Source organism: Chloroherpetonaceae bacterium, from assembly GCA_025056565.1.
Lineage (GTDB): Bacteria > Bacteroidota > Chlorobiia > Chlorobiales > Thermochlorobacteraceae > Thermochlorobacter.
In genome coordinates this window covers 77649-97645 of the sequence record JANWWA010000003.1, presented here as the reverse complement: position 1 = coordinate 97645, position 19997 = coordinate 77649, and the positions used below count along the sequence as shown (strand labels likewise).

The 19997-nt window shown below is 49.2% G+C and carries 16 protein-coding genes and 2 tRNA genes; 12 read left to right on the top strand and 6 right to left on the bottom strand.

The window, feature by feature from the left end; all coding sequences use genetic code 11:
* Positions 1-73: 73 nt before the first annotated feature.
* A complete protein-coding gene (locus NZM05_03745) occupies positions 74-1465 on the bottom strand; it encodes a RagB/SusD family nutrient uptake outer membrane protein (GenBank protein ID MCS7012731.1) in 1392 nt (463 codons plus the stop codon).
* A 24-nt stretch (positions 1466-1489) separates the two neighbouring features.
* On the bottom strand, positions 1490-4552 hold the full coding sequence (locus NZM05_03740) for a TonB-dependent receptor (GenBank protein ID MCS7012730.1): 3063 nt from the start codon (positions 4550-4552) through the stop codon (positions 1490-1492).
* A 259-nt stretch (positions 4553-4811) separates the two neighbouring features.
* Here NZM05_03740 and nagB point away from each other — a divergent pair, with 259 nt between their 5' ends.
* The 8 genes from nagB (at position 4812) to NZM05_03700 (ending at position 13531) form a co-directional block, all read left to right on the top strand.
* Complete coding sequence (gene nagB, locus NZM05_03735) at positions 4812-6764, top strand: glucosamine-6-phosphate deaminase (GenBank protein MCS7012729.1); 1953 nt, start codon at positions 4812-4814, stop codon at positions 6762-6764.
* 100 nt (positions 6765-6864) lie between these two features.
* Positions 6865-6939: transfer RNA gene (locus tag NZM05_03730), tRNA-Arg, on the top strand.
* Between the two features lie 91 nt (positions 6940-7030).
* Positions 7031-7102: transfer RNA gene (locus NZM05_03725), tRNA-Gln, on the top strand.
* Between the two features lie 433 nt (positions 7103-7535).
* A complete protein-coding gene (locus NZM05_03720) occupies positions 7536-8654 on the top strand; it encodes a response regulator (protein MCS7012728.1) in 1119 nt (372 codons plus the stop codon).
* Between the two features lie 14 nt (positions 8655-8668).
* On the top strand, positions 8669-9037 hold the full coding sequence (locus NZM05_03715) for a response regulator (protein ID MCS7012727.1): 369 nt from the start codon (positions 8669-8671) through the stop codon (positions 9035-9037).
* Positions 9038-9068: 31 nt separating this feature from the next.
* Positions 9069-9680, top strand: coding sequence for a chemotaxis protein CheW (locus NZM05_03710; GenBank protein ID MCS7012726.1), 612 nt, complete (start codon positions 9069-9071; stop codon positions 9678-9680).
* Between the two features lie 42 nt (positions 9681-9722).
* Positions 9723-11522 (top strand): hypothetical protein, encoded by a 1800-nt coding sequence (locus tag NZM05_03705; GenBank protein MCS7012725.1) that lies wholly within the window; start codon positions 9723-9725, stop codon positions 11520-11522.
* A 47-nt stretch (positions 11523-11569) separates the two neighbouring features.
* A complete protein-coding gene (locus NZM05_03700; GenBank protein MCS7012724.1) occupies positions 11570-13531 on the top strand; it encodes a methyl-accepting chemotaxis protein in 1962 nt (653 codons plus the stop codon).
* A 54-nt stretch (positions 13532-13585) separates the two neighbouring features.
* On the opposite strand, the gene NZM05_03695 is transcribed toward NZM05_03700, so the two are convergent.
* On the bottom strand, positions 13586-14341 hold the full coding sequence (locus NZM05_03695; GenBank protein MCS7012723.1) for a glycosyltransferase family 2 protein: 756 nt from the start codon (positions 14339-14341) through the stop codon (positions 13586-13588).
* 114 nt (positions 14342-14455) lie between these two features.
* Between NZM05_03695 and NZM05_03690 the strand changes: the two genes are divergently transcribed.
* Positions 14456-14689, top strand: a complete 234-nt coding sequence (locus NZM05_03690; GenBank protein ID MCS7012722.1) for a hypothetical protein — start codon at positions 14456-14458, stop codon at positions 14687-14689.
* Positions 14690-14714: 25 nt separating this feature from the next.
* On the opposite strand, the gene NZM05_03685 is transcribed toward NZM05_03690, so the two are convergent.
* Positions 14715-14843 carry a hypothetical protein gene (locus NZM05_03685; protein ID MCS7012721.1) on the bottom strand — a complete coding sequence of 43 codons (129 nt, stop codon included), beginning with the start codon at positions 14841-14843 and terminating at the stop codon, positions 14715-14717.
* Positions 14844-14996: 153 nt separating this feature from the next.
* Between NZM05_03685 and NZM05_03680 the strand changes: the two genes are divergently transcribed.
* Both NZM05_03680 and NZM05_03675 read left to right on the top strand, forming a co-directional pair.
* Positions 14997-15134 (top strand): hypothetical protein, encoded by a 138-nt coding sequence (locus NZM05_03680; GenBank protein MCS7012720.1) that lies wholly within the window; start codon positions 14997-14999, stop codon positions 15132-15134.
* Between the two features lie 81 nt (positions 15135-15215).
* Positions 15216-15485: a YHS domain-containing protein gene (locus tag NZM05_03675; GenBank protein ID MCS7012719.1), complete on the top strand. Its 270-nt coding sequence runs from the start codon at positions 15216-15218 to the stop codon at positions 15483-15485.
* 326 nt (positions 15486-15811) lie between these two features.
* On the opposite strand, the gene NZM05_03670 is transcribed toward NZM05_03675, so the two are convergent.
* On the bottom strand, positions 15812-16759 hold the full coding sequence (locus NZM05_03670; GenBank protein MCS7012718.1) for a hypothetical protein: 948 nt from the start codon (positions 16757-16759) through the stop codon (positions 15812-15814).
* 105 nt (positions 16760-16864) lie between these two features.
* On the opposite strand from NZM05_03670, the gene ptsP reads away from it, so the two are divergent.
* A complete protein-coding gene (ptsP, locus tag NZM05_03665; protein MCS7012717.1) occupies positions 16865-18613 on the top strand; it encodes a phosphoenolpyruvate--protein phosphotransferase in 1749 nt (582 codons plus the stop codon).
* A gap of 23 nt (positions 18614-18636) precedes the next feature.
* Here the strand turns inward: ptsP and rho are convergent, their stop codons facing one another.
* Positions 18637-19911: a transcription termination factor Rho gene (rho, locus tag NZM05_03660; GenBank protein MCS7012716.1), complete on the bottom strand. Its 1275-nt coding sequence runs from the start codon at positions 19909-19911 to the stop codon at positions 18637-18639.
* Positions 19912-19997 lie beyond the last annotated feature (86 nt).

Here is a 19997-nt window from a genome sequence, read left to right as displayed (position 1 = left end):
TTTCAACAAAAAGCGCTCTTGCCTAAGTTGGCAAGAGCGCGGTCTCTGCTCAAATCCCACCGATGTTCCGATTTCAAATTACTGGGTCAGGCGGTGTGTTTGGATTGTTATCGCGCTCGCGTCGTGGATAAGGATAAAAGTTTCGTGTGCGCGTGGTTGAGGGAATTGGCTGTCCGGGCTGCGGACCCGGGATGCCCAAGCGGCGCGCATCTTCCATTCGTAAGCCAGACAGATATAGCTCTATGCAGCGTTGCTTGTAAATTTCATCCAGCAAGGCGCGCTCGGTTTGCGGTCCTGTGTAAGGGTTTGGATTTGCACCGATATTGAAGGCAATGTTTAGCCCTGTCTTCTGCCGCACGCGATTGATGTCTGCTACGGCGTCTGCCAGTCGCCCCAGCCGCACATTTGCTTCGGCACGAATGAGAATCATCTCAATAGGCCGATAGATTGGAATGGGTGAATTGTTCAGTGCTCCAAAGCCCAAGTGATTGCGATGGTGAAATTGTGGTGCAGCGGCCCCCACTGCTGGCGTTCGGAGCACCGAGCCTAAGAAGAAATTGCGTCGAGTGCTATCCGCTACTTCAAAGAACTGCGGTGGTAGGCCGAGACTGTCGCGGCAGGCATATGAGGTTGCCGCTGTGTTTGCACCTGCGCCTACTGTCAGAATGTTGAGCCACATAATGTTCTGAGGACTGACGGCATCATAGACAAACTGCGAGCGTGCTGTCAGGTCGACACTATTTGCTGCATCAATTGCTGCTTGATAGTTCCCTGCCATCAAGTGGCAGCGTGCTCGAAAGGCGCGAATGGTATTTACCATATCCAACCCAGAGCTTAGCACATTTGCACGCAGTTGAGCTGTGTTACCTCTGGCAAAAAGTTGCTCAGCTTGGTCAAGCGAGCGTAAGGCTTCGGCTAACACTTGCGCGCGTGGCGCATACACCGCCCGCTCTCGGCGATCTGTGTTAATCGGTGCTTGCTCGAAATACTGAATGAAGTAGCTTAGTGCCATCGCCTTATGCAAATGTGCAATTGCCAGAATACCATTGCGTGTGCTGTCAGGAATAGCAGTTACGCTGGGCGTGGCCGCAATAAGCTGATTGCTGATTTCAATTGCGCGACAAAGGTTCTGAAAGAGCACCAAAATGTCGGTGTTTTCGTTCGATAGACCCTGTCCGCCCGCTTCAAGGTCAGTGAGGTTAATGAAGGTGCGTGTAATAGCCAGCTCACGGCTGGTGGTGCCGGGCGTGCGAATGATGGCTGACATCAAATCAACCGCAAAGAAGCGCTGCAAGCCGACCGCCGTGTTGAAAATGCCATCACGCGTTGTTAGCGCTTTGTCTTCGGTTACGGCGTTTGGATTGACGGGGTCAAGCGTGCAGCTAAAAAAGAGGCATGTAGAGAGCACAATGCTGAGAAGCGTCGCAGAAAGGGAAAGTGCTCGCTTTGAAGTGAAGTGTGTCATACTCGAATTCCTCCGTTCATCTGGTTAGAAGTTGATGCGAAGCGCAATAGAGAGACTGCGCGGAATCGGCGTTTCCGTATCATCGGCGCCTGTTGGCACCCCTTGCCGAGCAAAGGCATTCAGCTCAGGGTCGTAGCCGTTGTAGCGGTCAAACGAGAACAGGTTGCGCCCGATTAAGCCGATTTGCCCACTTCTGATGCCGAAGAAATTGGTAAAGTTGTAAAACAGCGAAGCTTCACGAATCTTGACATATGAGCCATCTTCCACCCAGTGTTCAATGATGCGGAACACACCGGGATTCTCTGGCTCAACTGCAAAGCGTGGATTGGTGTAGTAGCCTGCTGGTTTTTTGCCTTCCAGCACATCACGGTAGCCAGCCAGCACTTGGTTCTGCTCGCCATTGCGATTGGTAAAATTCAGCACTTGTCGCCCTTGCAGAATATCAATCTGCACACGAAACGAAAACTCTCGCCACGACAGCTCATTGATGACCGTTGCCTGCCAGTCTGGGTTAGGGTCGCCAATAACCTTGTTCTGCACCGTGCCATCAGGATTGAGCTGCCGAAGCGGCACGCCATCGGGACTAAACTGAATATTACCGTTGGCATCGCGCTTGTAGGCACTGGCGTAGAATACTCCCAGCGGGTAACCATTAATGGCTGAAGAGAAGCCATAAACACCCAGCGCAATGATGCCACCTTTGGTATCAATGACTTCATTGCGATTGAAGAAGAAATTAATCGTTGCGTCCCAGCGCAAATCACTGGTTTGCACAGGTGTTGTGCGCAGTAGCACTTCCAGCCCACGATTGGAGACTGTGCCCACATTGTCGAGCTGCTGACTAAACCCCGTCGATGCAGCAATGTTGCGGCGAATGAGTAGGTCGGTCAGCAGTTTGTCGTAATATGTTAGCTCAATGCCAATACGGTCGTTGAGGAATGTTGCATCAATACCTACTTCTACTTCGCGCTGGCGTTCTGGTCGGATAGTTGGTGAGCCAAGCAGCGCGCTGGGCAAAATCGCTGCTTTGCCGTCGTAGGTGGTCGGTGAGTAGTTCGTGAAGCGATCGAATGCACCGATGACTGTCAGACCGCCTGAAAAGCCCAGTGCAGCACGCAGTTTGACATTGTTTATCGTCTTTGCAATCTCTGATTCTTTCCAGAACGGTTCTTCAGACAGCACATATGACGCACTGACCTTCGGGAAAAATTGGAAGCGTTCATCTTTTCCGAAGACCGATGAGGCATCCATCCGAATTGCTCCTGTGAGAAAAAATCGGTCAGCTACACCAAAGGTTTGCTGGATGAATGCGCCATAAATTGTGCGCGCTACATCACGGGTCTCGCTTGCGACGGTGGTTACGCCGCCACCGACGATTTCAACATTCGGTGTGGTGTTGATGGTTTGTGAGCCTAAGATGTCCGTCTCATCGTATTGCATAGTGCCGCCGACCAGCGTTGTGGATTTCAGCCACTCAGTCAGCTCACGGAAGTAGCGGGCATTGATGTCAATGTTGACTTGACGCACGCTCTGTGTGGCGAAACGCTGGAAGCCGTTGCGGAAGTCAAATGAAGTATTTCCGGGCGGAATGGAAATCGTGCCATTTTGGGTGTAAGTGTCATAGCCAAATGTGGCATCGGCACTAAAGCCGTCGAAAGGCGCAATATCCAGTCGCGCACTGCCTACAAAACGATTGGTCGCTTGTGTGTAGCGGAAGCGGTCAATGACTTCAAGCGGATTTGCTAGTGCAATGCCTGTTGCACTTCGGGTGCTGGGATACTCGCCCAGTGCATTCGGGCGCGGGTCTATTGCCGTGTTGCCAAAGACAAAACCTACCAGCACCCCATCGTTGCCAGAAGTCGCATTGTTAGCCTTGTCTTGTGTTTCGGTATAGTTGTAATTGAGGTTCAGTGAGACGCGTGCCCAACTGGTCAGGACCTGGTCGAAGTTACCGCGCACACTGGTGCGTTGAATCGCTGTGCCCTTGATGATACCTTGGTTGCCCAGATAAGAGCCTGAAAGAAAGTAGTTTGTGTTACCCGAACCGCCTGAGACAGAGAGATACTGCTCCGTGCCGTATGCGTTCTGAAAGAAGAAATCTTGGTAGTCAAAGCGCTGCGTTGGGCGCGGATTCGGAGTGCCAACTGGGTCTAGGAATGGATAGTCATTAATCGGCAAGCGCTTGCGCACTTGGTCAAAATTGAAGCGTGTGCTGTATTCAATTTTTGGTTCGCCCGCTGAGCCGCGTTTGGTGAAAATTTGAATGACGCCATTGTTGGCACGCGAGCCATAAATTGCAGCCGCTGCGGCCCCTTTGACCACCTCAATGCGCTCGATATCGTTTGGATTCAAGTCTACCAAGCGGTTCTGCACATAGCCGCCCAAGTTGAGCAGCACGTTACGGTCGTTGTTGACGATGACTCCATCAATAATGTAGAGCGGTTCCGTATTACCCAGAATGGTGTTGGCGCCGCGTAGCTGAATAGAAATGCTGCCGCCCGGGTTACCTGAATTTTGATTAATCATCGCCCCTGGAATTTTCCCCTGCAATGCTTGGTCGATTTGCTGCGCAGCGCCGTTCTGAATTTCTCGTGCTGTTACGGTTGAAATGGCATTGCCGAGCTCTTTTTTGCTGGTGAGCGTGGAAGTGCCTGTTACTACCACTTCTTCAGCACGTGCCGCATCTTCTTCTAGCAAGATGTCTTCGAGCTTAACCTGATTGTTGTCGCCGAGCGTCAGGCGAACCAGTCGGCGTTTGAAGCCAATATAACTTACGCTAAGGGTGTAAGTACCGGGCTGCAGCGAGGCAGTGAGTGTAAAGTTACCGTCTCGGTCGGTCGGTGTGCCCAGCACGGTGTTCTCAATACGCACCGTTGCGCCTGCCACAGGTTGGCGAGTGCCGCTTTCGAGCACTTTTCCGCTAATGGTGTATCGAAGCTGCTGTGCCAAAGCCAGTGAGGGCAAGAGCCAGAGCATTAGAAGCAACAGACTGGGGAGAAATGTGCGTCGGGGTTGTGCGAAGTTGCAACTTCGCCAAAGCCAACTGAACTGCATCATATTGCTGTCTCCTCGTTTTTTGAGTTGCATAGATTAATTGGAAGAAAAGGTGCTTAAAGGGGAACCCCGTTGTCCCACGCCTGAGGCTTTGCTTCTGAGAAGATGACATCAGACTACACAACTTGATTACTATGGAGTGATAAGCTAACTGCCTGCTCACCTTTCTCCTTATGTTTGGCGGCGAAAATAACACTTTGTTTGAAAAATCATAATTCCCTTAAATTTCGCACTACTGTTGTAGAGTTTTAGAGCAAAACTTCTCTCTTTAACCAACCGCTTACTTAGTGATATGATGCTGCAGTTCTCTGATGCGACCGTGGCAGAGCCACTCTATGCCAGTCCTGAGATGCGTCGCCTTGAAAAGATCTTTACAGTCATTTATCCCGACTCGAAATCGGCTTCTCGTGCAGTTGCAAATGAAATTGCTGATCTTATTCGCCAGAAAGCCGCCTCAGGCAAACCTACAGTGCTCGGATTAGCAACAGGCTCAACCCCCGTTACCGTCTATGAAGAATTGGTGCGCTTGCACCGTGAAGAGGGCCTGTCCTTCAAAAATGTCATCACATTCAATCTTGATGAATACTACCCTATGCAGCCCGATTCGCTGCAGAGCTATGTGCGTTTTATGCACGAACACCTTTTTGACCACATTGACATTTTGCCCGAGAACATTCACATTCCTGATGGCACGGTGCCGCGCGAGAAAGTGGCAGACTACTGCGCGATGTATGAGGGCAAAATCCAAGCTGCGGGTGGTATTGACCTCCAGATTCTGGGCATCGGTCGCACAGGACACATTGGTTTCAATGAGCCGGGCTCTAAAAAAGACTCCCGCACGCGTCTTGTTACGCTCGACCGTATCACGCGTCTTGATGCTGCCAGCGACTTTTTCGGCGAAGAAAATGTGCCGCGCAAGGCAATTACGATGGGCGTAGGCACTATTTTGCAAGCAAAGCGCATTATCCTCATGGCATGGGGTGAGGGCAAAGCCAGCATTGTTCGAAAAGCGGTCGAGGGTCCTGTCACGGAAAGTGTAACTGCTTCATTTTTGCAAGAGCACCCGAATGCAACGATTGTGCTTGACACTGCCTCTGCTGCGGAACTGACACGCATTAAAACCCCTTGGCTACTCGGTGAAGTCAACTGGACAGACAAGCTCACACGTGCTGCCGTTGTGTGGCTATCGCAAACGTTGGAGAAGCCTATTCTTAAACTTACCGATGAAGACTACCGTGAGCATGGAATGGGCGACTTGCTGACTGAACGCGGCCCTGCTTACACGATTAACATAGATGTGTTCAATCAAATGCAGCACACGATTACTGGTTGGCCGGGCGGAAAACCTAACGCAGACGATAGTCACCGCCCTGAGCGTGCCAAACCTTTCCCGAAGCGCGTGCTTATTTTCAGTCCGCATCCCGATGATGATGTTATCTCAATGGGCGGCACACTCATTCGCTTGGTTGAGCAGGGACACGAGGTGCATGTTGCTTACCAAACCTCTGGTAACATCGCCGTGTTTGATGAAGATGCCATTCGCTTTGCTGATTTCGTGCGTGACTTCAACGAGCTTTTCGGTTTGCAAGGCAGCGAGGCTGCGCAAAGAATCTATCAGGAAGTCTCTGACTCTCTTCGCAAGAAAGCGCCGACCGATATAGACTCCGAAGCCGTTCAAAAAATCAAGACTTTGATTCGGCGTGGCGAAGCCAAAGCAGCTTGTCGGTATTGTGGCATTCCAGAAGATCGTATCTACTTTTTGGACTTACCATTCTACCAAACTGGTCGTGTCAAGAAAAAGCCACTCAGTGAAGAAGATATTAGAATCATGATTGACGTGATGGAGCGCGTTAAGCCACATCAAATCTATGCTGCAGGTGACCTTTCTGACCCACACGGCACGCATCGCGTTTGCTTGGACGCGCTATTTCGTGCGATTGAGCGCATCAAGCATCACGAGTGGATGAAAGATTGTTATGTGTGGCTGTATCGTGGTGCATGGCAAGAGTGGGATTTATCGGAAATTGAGATGGCAGTGCCGCTCAGTCCTGATGAACTGTTGCGTAAGCGCCGCGCAATTTTCAAGCATCAGTCGCAGAAAGACAGCGCTCGCTTTCCTGGTGCTGACAGTCGTGAGTTTTGGCAGCGTGCTGAAGATCGTAACCGTAACACGGCAAGACTTTATGACAAACTGGGTCTTCCTGAATACGAAGCGATTGAAGCGTTTGTTCGCTGGCGATTCTAAGCAGGGTGCGGTTCTGATTTTGTTAGCTGGAAACTTGACTTGCAATTAGCGTATTTTGAAAAACTGGTCGAATGCTATATCTTTAAGTCCTTTTGGTTTTGCACCCGTAGCTCAGTTGGATTAGAGCATCTGACTACGGATCAGAAGGTCTGAGGTTCGAGTCCTCACGGGTGCACATAAGGTTTTTCCAGTATTCTCGAGAGAGTAGATTAGGTGAAGAGCTAAGCAGTGCGGATTGCTCTGCGACTCTAAGCTGCTTGAGCGATTGAGGAGTAGCCAAGTGGTAAGGCACCTGACTCTGGATCAGGCTACCGCAGGTTCGAATCCTGCCTCCTCAACTTTACCTTTCGTAATATCCTTTCACCTAACCCCAAAACCGCAAAAGACTCAAAAGTGCAGGTTTCCACCGTTACCTTTCGCAACTAACCCTTTCGCAAAACTTCACCGAAACTCGTAAGCTGGTTTCAAATTGGTGTCAGCCGTCACTCGCTGGTTATAGAGTGTCGCCACCAATTTTACCAGCGACTTTGACCCTGACAAGCTGCACAGCAAAGCCTTCAACGCTGTTCGAATATGCTCAGAGCATTGTATGCTACATTAAGCATTGCAAGCATACCTCCAACACGACACCTACACTGTTTTACGCTGCACCTGCATTGTATGCCTTTGATATTTTGCAGTACCAAGTATATATTGTGCCTGAGCGCAGCACGCATCAAACGCATCAAACTGACTAATCACTGAACGCACCTCACGAAAACTTGGGCCAGTATGTCATTTGTCGGAAATATCAAGGGCTGGACGATTACAGAGATGCTACAACTCATTCGCCAGATGAAGAAAACTGGCGCAATGATTGTTACACTTGACGATGGCAGTGTTCAGAAGAAAGTCTTCTTCCGCAACGGGCTTGTGATTGCCGTTGATACAGGTCGTGAAGACTTAGGCGCTATTCTCTTAGAGGAGAATATGATTTCACGCGCCGACTTAGACCAAGCAATTGCACTTCAAAAGCAGCACCGTGACAAGCGCATTGAGCAAATTCTTCTGGCTATGAAGAAAGTCGATGCGCCAAAGCTCGTCAAAGCTATTCGCATTCAGATTGAACGGGTTATTACAGAGTTGCTGCAAGAGAAAAGTGCAAAGGTGGCCTTCGACCCCGATGCTCCGCTGACTGTTCAAGGGCTAAGCCACGGCGTTGATATTCAAAGCATTATGCTTTCGGCTTCCGTGAAAGTCGATGAGCTGGAATTGGTGCGCCAACGCATTCCTAATCTCGATGCTGTCCCCCGCATTACGAAGCGCGGTGAAGAGGAGAAAAATGAAATCTCACTCAAGCTGGCGGAATGGAAAGTCTTCTTGGCAATTGACGGCAAGACCGATATTAAGACACTGGCTCTCAAGCTCCGAATGGAAGAAGTAACCGTTCTAAAGTGTCTGGTCGTGTTGCTTGATGGCAAGTGGGTTGAAATCGTCGAACCGCAAAAAGATACACGCAAGAAGATTCTGGCTGTTGACGACAGCAAAGTGATTCTGAAAACCATTCAGATGGCACTCTCAGAGACAGGCTACAGCTTGATTACTGCTGAAAATGGTAAGACCGCACTTGAGCTAGCCCTGCAACATCAGCCTGATCTTATCTTGCTGGATGTCATGCTGCCTGACACTACAGGGCTGAAAATCTGCAAAACGATTCGCACCGATGCCGAGTATGAGAAAATCAAAGATGCTCCTATTGTGATGCTTTCTGCCAAAGATGCTGAAATTGATAAGAACTTAGGCTTGCATGCAGGTGCAAATGACTATCTTACTAAGCCGTTCAAAGATGGCGAGCTGCTGCAAGTCGTAGAACGCTTCCTGAAAAAGACAGAACCTGTTGCAGCCAATTAAAACCACTATTTGGTATGCCGAAAGTCCTTATCATTGATGACAGTGCCGTAGAGCGCACCATTATCGCAAAGGTTATGACCGCACTGGGCTACTCTATCATTGAGGCAAGTGATGGTGAAGAGGGCGAGGCAAAGGCTATTCAACTCAAGCCAGATATTATTGTGCTCGATGTGGTGATGCCCAAAAAAGACGGGTTTCAGGTATGCCGCAATCTGAAGAAAATGCCTGAGACTGCCAAGATTCCCGTTATTATGATTACCTCCAAAAATCAAGATAGTGACAAGTTTTGGGGAATGAAGCAAGGGGCAATGGCCTATCTGGTCAAGCCGTTCAATGAAGACGACCTGGTCGCTGCTGTCAATAAAGCACTCGCGCCGTCCTAATGCGTCAAAGAAATGATGAGCAAGCGTGTCTATGTCAGAGTTGCAGGCAAGCAAAGGCCCAGGTGGCGAAATTCGCCTTGAGGACTTGAGCACGATTGATAGCGATGCGGCAAAATGGCTTAGCGAGCTGGAAGCCGATAAAGCTCGATATCAAGAAGGCGAAGAGGAGAAAGAGCAGTATATCGCAGTGCTGATGGGCGACAGAGAAGTTGCCTTTCGCGTCATTGATATTGAAGGTATCCTCGAAGTGCCTCGTATCACATCCGTCCCTGGTGTTCCTGACTACATTTTAGGCATCTGTAATGTGCGCGGTGAAATTACTTCTGTCGTCGATATGTATAAGATTTTGGGCCTCAGCCCGCGTCGCCAAAAAACACGCCGTGAGCGCGCCGCCGAAAAGATGATTATCGTACGTGGTGAGCTATATTCAGTTGGTTTTATTGTTGACTCAGTGCTAGACGTGCTCCGAGTCTCTGAAAGAGACTTAGTTAAAATCAATGCTGCTGACGGTGAGCTCACCCACATCGCACCGTTCTCTCGTGGGCTTTTTACCCGACCCGGCGAAGAGGGACGCAGCAATGATGTAATTCTAATTGACACAGAAAAATTGCTCCGCACCAAAGAGCTTATGCAGTTTCAGTGATAGCGTGCAACTGGTCCGAACTCAAAATTTTGCATTACAACAATGACAACACGAGAAAGCGCAGCGCTCCGAGCGCAATTGATTGAAAAGCTACTAACAAATGTGGTAGAGTTGGAACAAGCTCTCCAAGCTGACAGTCAGAACGATTTTCTTCGAACACTTTACGAGGAGCAGAAAAAGCTCCTTGACTATGTGCGCAACACCAAAATTAGCGACGTCAAGCTCAAGGAGTATCTTGGTATCTTAGATGAGGTCGTTAAAGAAAAGCCGAAGCGCGAAGAGAAGCCTGCCGCAACGACCATTTCTGCAAAATCCACTGCGCCCGGCCAGCCCGCTACCGCTACTTCCACCCAACAACCTGCTTCCCTTCTTGAAGACGACAGCGATGCTGGCGCCGATAATGTGCTCGGCTTAGACCTTGAAAGCGTGTTGGGCGACATCTTAGAAGACGAGAAAACTGCTGCTGCTGTCTTCAATACCAACGCAGATGAGATGTTCCGTATTGACGGCGACAGAATCGTGCTGGAAATCGACGAGGAACTCGAGCAAGGTATTGATGAAGAAGCTAAGATGTTTGAGGTCGAGCAGCACTACCGCAACAAAGATTACTTCAAAGCATTATCTGTTGCACTTGCACTTAATATCCGCTTCAAACAAGGTGTCGGCAAGCGCTCCGATGCTATTGTGCGTCGCCAAGATGAAATCCTCTTTGAGTGCAACTACCGTGTAGCCTACGACCACCTTGAGAAAGCCAGAGTGACTAAGGGCGACGAACAAGTCGAGCACAAGCTCAGCGCGGTGATGCACTTCTACAATGCTCTCGACCAGCAACCACTGCCCGGTCAAGAAAAGATGCGCCAAGACATCAAGAACGCAATCGATAAACTTATTGAGCGCGAAGGCATCGGCGGGCCAGCCTACATCAAAGCTGGATTGTTCAAAAAACTGAAAGTTCCTGCCCCAGAAGACAAATCACAAAAGAGCCTCTACTGGAAAGAGCGCGCACAGAAGGAGACGAACCCTACACGCAAGGAATTTTACTGGCTGATGGCATTTGCCTCAGACATCAACTATTACCCATACCAAATTGCTCTAGCCAATTTCTACATTGATGTCAATCGGCTTGATGAGGCATGCCGCTACATCAAGGTGCCACTCCCACTTGTCGAGAACGACGGCGTTGATTTTCTGCTTACACTGCGCAAGAAAGACGCTGCATATGCTGAAAAGTTTATGGAGCGCCGCTTCAAATCGGATATGAAGCAGCTTAGAACGCGCTTGGAGACCCCTGACAAGAAAGAGCTGACAGAGAAAGATGAAGTTGCACGAATGAAGCTGGAAAACCAGCGTTTTAAGAAGTTCATTGACACGATTGACCTCTGGCAAAAGCGAATGGACGCCATGAAGGCAGATGTGCCATTCCGCAACAGCACTCTGCGCATTGAATACACCAAAGCTTTTGCCGAAATTTTACAAGACGCCAACAAAATCCGCCCCGATATTGTGGTGCGAGACTTCATTGAGCGCTACCGCTCAACTGATGTGCGCAGTGTCCAGAATCCAAACATCCTTAACTTTATTGACTTCAGCTTCCGCTATGCTATTACCCCCGATGAGAAGAGCATCACAGGTCTGGTCGTAGAAGGTGAGGCAGAAAGTCGCTTAGAGTCACTTAGCAAAGCGGTGCTCGATTACTTCAATGTTGAAATCGGTATCTCGAGCAAATCGCTTGCAGAGGTCAAGCAGCAAGTTACGCGCGAAACTGAAGCAATGGTAAAAGCAATGAAAGCTCTGGGCTACCGGTTTGAGCGAATGCCTGTTTTGACCAAAGTCAACACTTAAGCAAGCACAGCACGACTGCAACCGACTGCTTGCCCAAACTGCGTAATATGGAGGGACCTAAAAACCGTCTTGACCGGCGACTTATTACATTGCTCTCTGTCACAACAGCCGTCACGCTCGTTGTGATTGGCTCTATTGCTTACAACCGCTACTCCAGTCGAGCGAAGCTCGAATTTGAACAAAGAATCGTCTCAGTTGCAGAGACACTTCAAGAGATGTGGGCGTATAACGCCGACATGTTTGTTAAATCCCGCGCTGTCTTGAGCGATTCCACGCGTGAGTTACTGATGATGATTCACTATAACCCGAGCCTTGCACGCAAGTCTGAGTCCGCTCCTTTCGGAGTCGCTAAAGACTTGAAAGACACGCTGAAAAGCTACGAAGTGCGGCAAATCACGCAAAACTTTCGCAATGTGCGAAACAAGCCTGCTAGCAACGAAGAAGAAAGTCTTTTAGCTACCCTGCAGAAAAGCATCATAGAAAATCGTTCCCGCAATTTGCCTGAAGCAGAGTTGCGAAAGGAAATTGCAATTTGGAGCGAAGCTCAAATTAACGGCCGAAACTTTATCCGCTACACGCAGCCTATTATCGTCAAAAGGCAGTGCCTTACTTGCCATGGTGAAAAAGAAGTTGCACCAGAATTCGTGCAGAAAAACTATGAGACAGGATATGGCTATAAAGTTGGGGACTTACGTGGCGCTGTCTCAATTCTTGTACCCGTTGAAGCATTTGCACAAAGCTCTCTGAATGATACACTGGCGCTCGCATTGTCAGTTCTGCTAAGCGGCGGCGTGCTTATTGGGCTTCTCTTTATTACCCTTCGCAAGAACCTCGCGGAGCCGATGCAGAAACTTACCAGCACGGCTGCCCGAGTCGCACAAGGTGATCTTTCTGAACGCCTCGTCTACGACAAGCCTGATGAATTAGGTCAGCTTGCTGAATACTTCAATACGCTGGTCGATAGTGTCAAAGACACTGTGCGGGAAATTGTTGACCTTACGATGAAACTCAATCAGGTCGCCTTGGACATTAGCAATACCGCAACCAGCATTGCAAAAGGGGCAGAAAATCAGAGTCTCATCGTCAAAGACGTGTCGCAAAACATTGGGCGAATGAGCCTTTCGCTTAATGCGGTAACCGAAGATGTGCAAGGTCTGACTATCAATGTCAGGGAAACACGCACTGCTATTGAAGACCTTATCAGCACAGTGCAAGAAGCAGCCCGTAACATTCAAGATGCGAATCAAGTCTTCAGTCAGGTCATCAATGAAGTGCAAGGCGGGCGCTTTGGCATTGAGCAAATTAGCCAAGCGATTTTAGGCATCTCAGAACGGCTTGAGAACCTCATCACCCAAATTCAAGTCTTAGAGCGCAACACACGAGAAATTACAGCTACCACTGATATTGCCGCGCGCACTGCAAAGCAAACCAACCTCTTAGCGGTCAATGCCTCTATTGAGTCTGCTATCGCAGGCGAAGCTGGTAAAGGTTTTCGTGTTGTGGCGTCTGAAATTCGGAACTTGGCAGAACAGTCCTCTGCTACAGCTCAGCAAATTCAAGAAATGGTTCTTACAATTCGTCAGAATATGTTAAAGGTCGTCGATACGGTGGTCGAGACCAACCAAGCTGCATTAGATAGTATGGCGATTGTGAAAGATGCAGAAAAGACCTTAGACCGCATCACGCAATTCTACTCGCGCTCGAGCGGCATTATGAGCCGCCTATCAGGGTTGATTGACGCACAAATGCGCAGCGGTCAGCAAGTTACGATGAAGACCACCGATATGACGATTCGCACTTCACAAGTGATGGAGCAAACAGAGTTGCAGCGTGCGACTGGACAGAAAGTGCTCAAAGCAATTGAAACTCTCTCAGAGACCGCTTTGAAGAACAAGACCGCATCAGAGGAGATTACTCAGCTCTCGCAAGACCTTATCAACCAAGCGGAGCAACTGCAAAACGCTATTCGGCAATTCAAAATGGCTGAAACCGTGCAAGTGTTGCGCTAATCTCTCAAGTAGGCTTCTTGCCTTCCTTAGTTCACACCACATGCTACGACATTTTTAATCCGATGAGGGAGGTTCAAACAGCTTAAACCGTGCTACCCCTGCACGTTGAAGCGCATACTGGCACGATACCCACAATACTCCTAAACCATACTTGATACTGCGCACGAAATTAATAGACGACGCCTCAGGAAAGTATTTAGTTGGACAGGTTACTTCTGCAATTTGAAAACCTGCAAACAAAATTTGTGCTGCCATCTGGTTATCAAAGACAAAATCATCTGAATTGGCGTGATAGTTCACAGCCAACAGCACTTCTCTGGAAAATGCGCGGTAGCCTGTATGGTATTCGGAGAGCTTTTGATTCATTAGTAGGTTTTGTGTGAAGGTCAGAATGCGGTTCGCTACATACTTGTAGCGCGGCATCCCTCCCACCAGCGCCCCTTTTCCTAAAATGCGCGACCCAAATACCACTGGGTATAGTCCACTTGCAATGATGTAAGACATGGGCACAATAAGCTTCGGCGTGTATTGGTAGTCAGGGTGAAGCATAATCACTACATCTGCACCCAGTGATAGGGCACGGTCATAGCAAGTCTTTTGATTGCCGCCGTAGCCTTTGTTGCGCTCGTGCTGAATGATATGCCGAATTCCTAAACGCCGTGCCACACCCACCGTATCATCTTGGCTTGCGTCATCAACCAAAATCACTTCATCGACTACCTCGTGTGGAATTTCTTGATAGGTGCGCTCCAATGTGCGCGCTGCATTGTAAGCAGGCAGCACCACCACAATTTTTTTTCCCAGAATCATCGCTTACAGCACTGGTTTTGAGAGACCGTTTCAAGTTGTAAATTGCCTCGCTTTTTCCGTAATGAGAACAACACATCGTAATACTGCGCCCTCTGCGGGAACGAGAAAACCACTATGAAACCAATTTACTACTTTGCCGCCGCTGGACTTTCCATTCTTTTATCCGTCTATATGTTCCTGTTTGGCACCAGTCCGAATCACGAAGCGATGGGCATCTTTATTGGTCTATGGGCACCAACTATTATCAGCATTGGCATATACAACGAACTCATCAACATCTATGAAGAATTGCGCTTGCAGCGGCGAGAGCGTGAAAAAGAGCGTGAGACTGAAAGAGCCAAAAGATAGTGCTTGCTAAATTTAGCTGCGCGGTCTATATTCGGAAAATTTCTTGATGAAAATGCGTTTGGCAGGCAGACCCTTGTTTGTGATTGTCATAGCCGGAGTGCTTCTTTTCGGTAGCGTGGTCGCTGCCGTCGGTTGCAGTTTGTTTTCGTCGCATACCTGCCAAGATAGCTGTGGATGCTGCGAAAGTCCCAGTGCGTCTCATAACCCTGTTCAGTCAAATGATGGGCCTTGTTGTGACGACTGTGTTTTCACGGTAGATTGCTTTTTCAGCTTATACGCCACTCAGCCAGCTACGTTTAGCGTTGATTTGCAGGCTATTAAGCCTGTGTCGCATGCCTTTGCTTATCCGATAGATGCACCTGTCTGTTTCCCTGAACGGCATAGCTTCTTAGACTGGATAGCTAACCCGCCTGTTTATCTTCGGTGCGCTACCTTGCTCATTTGATGTCTCCTTTTCTCTTCACTCATCTTCCTACGTGCATCGCGCACCTTTTTTCGCAGATTGTGAACGTCAACCATTCTTCAGATGAAAGTGCTTATCTCTGTCTTGCTTCCGCTCTGGTTGATTGGCTGCTCAGCAGACAAGAATGTCACGAAGCCATTCAACAAAGTCTGCCCCGTGATGGGCAAACCAGTCAGCCCAAAGGCGCAGACGGTTTCATATAGCGGCAAAGTCTATGGCTTTTGCTGCAATGGCTGCGATCGAAAATTTTCTGCTGACCCTGCTAAATATGCGGCCAACCTCAGCGACAATGGCGAGACCTTTATTGGAACCGACAAATCTTCAGCTCAATAAATCAAAGGAGGATTTCAAAATGCGTAAGCGAATTTTGATGCTGGTTTCTGCACTAGCACTTATTGTTACAGGTCTATTTGCCTCGATTCAAGCAAGAGAAGCTCATGCAGTGGCAACAGACTGCTGCTGCCCAGCTTGTGTGTGTGATATATGCGACGCTTGTTGCGATTCAGGTTGCTGCGAGACCACCAGCTGTGCAGCACAGGGCTGCTGCTGCGACTAACAGAGCACATCCGCCTATTCAGCCAAAGGGACGCCCTACAAGGCGTCCCTTTCTTTTTCCTGCAGCTCTGGGGAACGACAGAACGGACTTTCTACTTCGTGTTCTACTTTCGCCCGATGAGAAAGTAAGTCAGCATTTCACCGATACCACGCACGTGAATTTTGCCTGGGCCTTCAAAAATGTAGCGATGCCGCAGTAGCTTGTAGGAAGATTCGGATACTTGAATTTTACCGCCTACGCCCTGTGACTCCATTCGGCTGGCAATATTGACCGTGTCGCCCCAGAGATCGTAGATAAATTTCTTTTTCCCGATGACGCCTGCAATTACGCTTCCCGTGCTAAGTCCAATGCGCATACTGAGATGTCCCATTCGGGCTAACTCCAGCTTATTGAGACTATCCAACATTTCCAAAGCCGTTTCAGCCGCTGCAATCGCATGATCGCGCTTCGCTTCAGGCACTCCGCTTACCGCCATGTAGGAGTCGCCAATTGTCTTAATTTTTTCTAGCCCATACTTTTCGCACAGGTCATCGAAGTAGGCAAAAACATCGTTGAGAATCGCTACCACAAATTCAGGCGAGGTTGAGGACGATAGCTGCGTAAAGCCCACAATGTCCGCAAACAACACTGTTACTTCGTCGTGAGAATCCGCAATAGTCGTCTCCCCGCGCTTCATTCGTTCGGCAATAGCTTTGGGTAAAATATTGCGCAACAGCTGCTCTGAGCGCTCTCTTTCATTAGAGAGCTGGAGATTGGCTTCGGACAACTTCGCATTCAAGTCTTGAAGTTGCTCTTGCGCTTTGAGGAGTTTTTCCTGCATAGTATCACCTACTTTGGTAATCTTGATTGCTTCCTGCAACAGAAGGTGATACTCTTGCGCCAGCGTTCTGTACTCACGCAGTAAGTCTTCATAGCGCAAGGACGAATCTTTCAATACCTGCGCTGCTCGCTCCACAACTTGCAGCTCAGACCTGAAGACTTCGGCGGCGCGCATAGCAGCCTTAGAGGCAGATTTTCGTGAGTTTTTGTTAGGGATAGATGCCTGGCTCATTGATGCTCTAAGGATCGTTACGCCGAAGTTACAAACTTCCGTTGAACCGTTCGTAGAAAAATTTTACCCTCGTGCCTATATTCCGCAAAGAATCTGTGCGCACTCATGGAAAGTCAAGCGCTCATTGCTCAACCGCCTCGCGAGGTGTTCCTTAACGGCGTGCCTGCTTCAAAGGGCATTGCCAGTGGCACGATTTATGTCTTTGAGCGCAGCAAAATCACGCTTCATAGCCACGACCAAGCGGTCAATGACCTCAATGCAGAGATTGAGCGTCTGCACCTCGCTCTCAAGCGCTCTGAGAAGGAGCTCGAGAAAATTGCGTTGATTACCGAGCAAAAGATCGGCAAAGCCCACTCGGAGATTTTTACTGCACAAATTATGATGCTGCACGATGAACTTTTCATTCGGACAATAGAGCAGCGGATTCGCGAGGAACGGCGCAGCGCTGAAATGATTGCCAGCGAGGAAATCACCAAGTATCAACAAGCGATGCTAGCCGCCAATGAAGACTTATTCCGCGAGCGCGTCGATGACTTCCAAGACTTGAAAGAGCGTATCATTCGCAACCTGCGTTCAGGTCAAATTATCTCTCGCATTCCTGAGCGTTCTATTGTGATTTCCACGATGCTGACCCCCGCTGATGTGATTCTCTTCAGCCGCCAACAAATGCTCGGTTGCGCCACCGAAAGCGGCGGCGCTACCTCCCATGCCGCTCTTATCTGCCAGTCGCTTGGTGTGCCAATGGTAGTGGGGTTACACGATATTGCCGAAAAGGTGCGCACTGGCGAGATGATTCTGATTGATGGTTACGACGGCAATGTGGTGCTTCACCCTTCTCCTGAGACACTGGCACTTTATGAACGCAAAGCCAAACGCAAACTTACTGCACTGAGTGCTGGTCTTACGAAAAGCGAAACCAAAACTGCCTGCGGGCGGCGTATCTACATTTATTCCAACATTGACTTCAAAGAAGAGCTGCCCTCCTTAGAAAAATTTGGCTCGGAAGGCGTGGGTCTTTTCCGTAGCGAAACGCTTTTCATCGCAGGGGGCGACACCCCTAGTGAAGAGGAACAAACAGATTACTACCGACAAATTGCTGCTGAGCTGGCTCCACGCCCTTTTACCGTGCGGCTCTTTGATGTCGGAGGCGATAAATTCCTCTTTGCATCCTACAAAGAAGCCAATCCTAATTTGGGTTGGCGCGGCGTGCGCATTTTGCTCGATATCCCTGAGCTTTTGGAAAATCAGCTGCGTGCCTTGCTTAGGGCTAATCAGCACGGCAATATCCAAGTAATGATTCCAATGGTCTCCTCGGTAGAGGAAGTGCGTGCCGTTAAGAAAGTCTTGTCAAAGGTTGAAAGCGATCTTCGAAAACAAAAACTTTTGGCTAAGCAACCCTTCATGTTGGGCGCAATGATTGAAGTACCCTCTGCCGTTGAGATGATTGAGGAACTGGCGCAAGAGCTGGAATTTTTCAGCATCGGCACCAACGACCTGATGCAATATACGGTTGCCGTTGACCGCAACAATGAAGTGGTGCAGAGCCTTTACAACCGTGTGCACCCTGCGCTGGTGCGTATGATTGCCCGCATTATCAAAGCGGCACGCAAATACCGCCGCCGTGTGTCAATGTGTGGGGAAATGGCTGCCAATGCTCTGGTCACGCCTCTGCTCTTGGGATTGGGGCTGCGAGAGTTCAGCGTCGCTAGCTCCAACATTCCTGAAATCAAACACGTGATTTCACGCACGCATCTTAGCGACGCCAAAGACCTTGCCGCTCAGTGCTTAAAACTTGCCACTGCGAGTGAAATTGAACAAACCTTGCGCACTTTCAAAGCTCACTATCAACTCTGACTTAGCCGCACCTTAGCTGCCACTTAGCCTGCATTCATCAGCTTAAAGAACTCCTTGTTGCTCTTTGTGCTCTCAATCTTTTCCAAGATAAACTCCATTCCCTCAATCGGCGTCTTGTCTGCAAGATACTTGCGGAGTAGCCACATTCGTGAAAGCTCTTCTTGCGAGACCAGCAATTCTTCTTTGCGTGTGCCTGACCTTAGAATGTCAATTGCTGGGAAGATGCGTCGGTCGGCTAAGCGACGGTCGAGCACCAACTCCATATTGCCAGTGCCCTTAAACTCTTCGAAAATCACATCGTCCATACGCGAACCCGTATCGACCAGCGCAGTGGCGATAATTGTCAGGCTCCCTCCCTCTTCCACATTGCGAGCTGCGCCGAAGAACCGCTTCGGCTTATGCAACGCGTTGGCATCAATACCTCCGGAGAGGATTTTGCCAGAATGTGTGATAATCGTGTTATGCGCTCGCGCAAGGCGTGTAATAGAGTCCAGCAAGATGACGACATCACGGCGTGCTTCTACCAAACGCTTGGCTTTCTCGAGCACCATATCAGCGACTTGCACATGCCGATCTGGCTCTTCGTCGAAGGTAGAGCTGATGACTTCAGCTTGCACGTTGCGTTCAATGTCTGTAACCTCTTCAGGGCGCTCATCAATTAGCAGCACGATGAGATAGACTTCAGGGTGATTTTTGGCGATGCTGTTGGCGATTTTTTGCAGCAGTGTGGTTTTGCCTGTCTTTGGCTGCGCTACAATTAGCCCACGTTGCCCCTTGCCAATTGGCGTAAAGATGTCCATAATGCGCATAGAGACTTCATTCGGCGTGGTTTCAAGGCGCAGCCGTTGATTTGGATACAGCGGCGTGAGGTTATCGAAATTGATGCGGTCGCGTATCGCTTCTGGCTCTAAGCCGTTGATGCTTTCAATTTTCAGTAGTGCGAAGAATCGCTCCCCTTCTTTGGGGGCCCGCACCTGCCCACGCACCGTATCGCCCGTTTTCATATTAAATCGCTTGATTTGCGAAGGCGACACATAAATGTCGTCGGGCGAGGAAAGATAGTTGTAGTTTGGAGAGCGCAGAAAGCCGTAGCCGTCAGAGATAATCTGCAGCACGCCTGTGTTGGTGATGACATTAGTTGCAGCCGTCTCAGGCGCGCTTTCAATCTTTTGGGCTTGCGCTTCAATGATTTTGTAGATGATTTCATCTTTGCGCAGCCCGCTTGTGGAAATACCCATTTCCTTTGCAATCACCGTTAGCTCAGCGACTTTCTTCTTCTGCAAAGTCGTGATATCCAGACCGTTCAGAGTTGCACTCGTTGTCGTGCTTGTTGCATTACTTGCGGCGGTTGTTGCATTGTTTGCAGTGGTCGTTGCAGACATAA

What these genes read in the sequence shown, in the direction of transcription:
- NZM05_03745 (MCS7012731.1), bottom strand. Translation starts at nt 1,465, where the DNA reads ATGACACACTTCACTTCAAAGCGAGCACTTTCCCTTTCTGCGACGCTT.
- NZM05_03740 (MCS7012730.1), bottom strand. Translation starts at nt 4,552, where the DNA reads ATGCAACTCAAAAAACGAGGAGACAGCAATATGATGCAGTTCAGTTGG.
- nagB (MCS7012729.1), top strand. Translation starts at nt 4,812, where the DNA reads ATGATGCTGCAGTTCTCTGATGCGACCGTGGCAGAGCCACTCTATGCC.
- NZM05_03720 (MCS7012728.1), top strand. Translation starts at nt 7,536, where the DNA reads ATGTCATTTGTCGGAAATATCAAGGGCTGGACGATTACAGAGATGCTA.
- NZM05_03715 (MCS7012727.1), top strand. Translation starts at nt 8,669, where the DNA reads ATGCCGAAAGTCCTTATCATTGATGACAGTGCCGTAGAGCGCACCATT.
- NZM05_03710 (MCS7012726.1), top strand. Translation starts at nt 9,069, where the DNA reads ATGTCAGAGTTGCAGGCAAGCAAAGGCCCAGGTGGCGAAATTCGCCTT.
- NZM05_03705 (MCS7012725.1), top strand. Translation starts at nt 9,723, where the DNA reads ATGACAACACGAGAAAGCGCAGCGCTCCGAGCGCAATTGATTGAAAAG.
- NZM05_03700 (MCS7012724.1), top strand. Translation starts at nt 11,570, where the DNA reads ATGGAGGGACCTAAAAACCGTCTTGACCGGCGACTTATTACATTGCTC.
- NZM05_03695 (MCS7012723.1), bottom strand. Translation starts at nt 14,341, where the DNA reads ATGATTCTGGGAAAAAAAATTGTGGTGGTGCTGCCTGCTTACAATGCA.
- NZM05_03690 (MCS7012722.1), top strand. Translation starts at nt 14,456, where the DNA reads ATGAAACCAATTTACTACTTTGCCGCCGCTGGACTTTCCATTCTTTTA.
- NZM05_03685 (MCS7012721.1), bottom strand. Translation starts at nt 14,843, where the DNA reads ATGCGACGAAAACAAACTGCAACCGACGGCAGCGACCACGCTACCGAA.
- NZM05_03675 (MCS7012719.1), top strand. Translation starts at nt 15,216, where the DNA reads ATGAAAGTGCTTATCTCTGTCTTGCTTCCGCTCTGGTTGATTGGCTGC.
- NZM05_03670 (MCS7012718.1), bottom strand. Translation starts at nt 16,759, where the DNA reads ATGAGCCAGGCATCTATCCCTAACAAAAACTCACGAAAATCTGCCTCT.
- ptsP (MCS7012717.1), top strand. Translation starts at nt 16,865, where the DNA reads ATGGAAAGTCAAGCGCTCATTGCTCAACCGCCTCGCGAGGTGTTCCTT.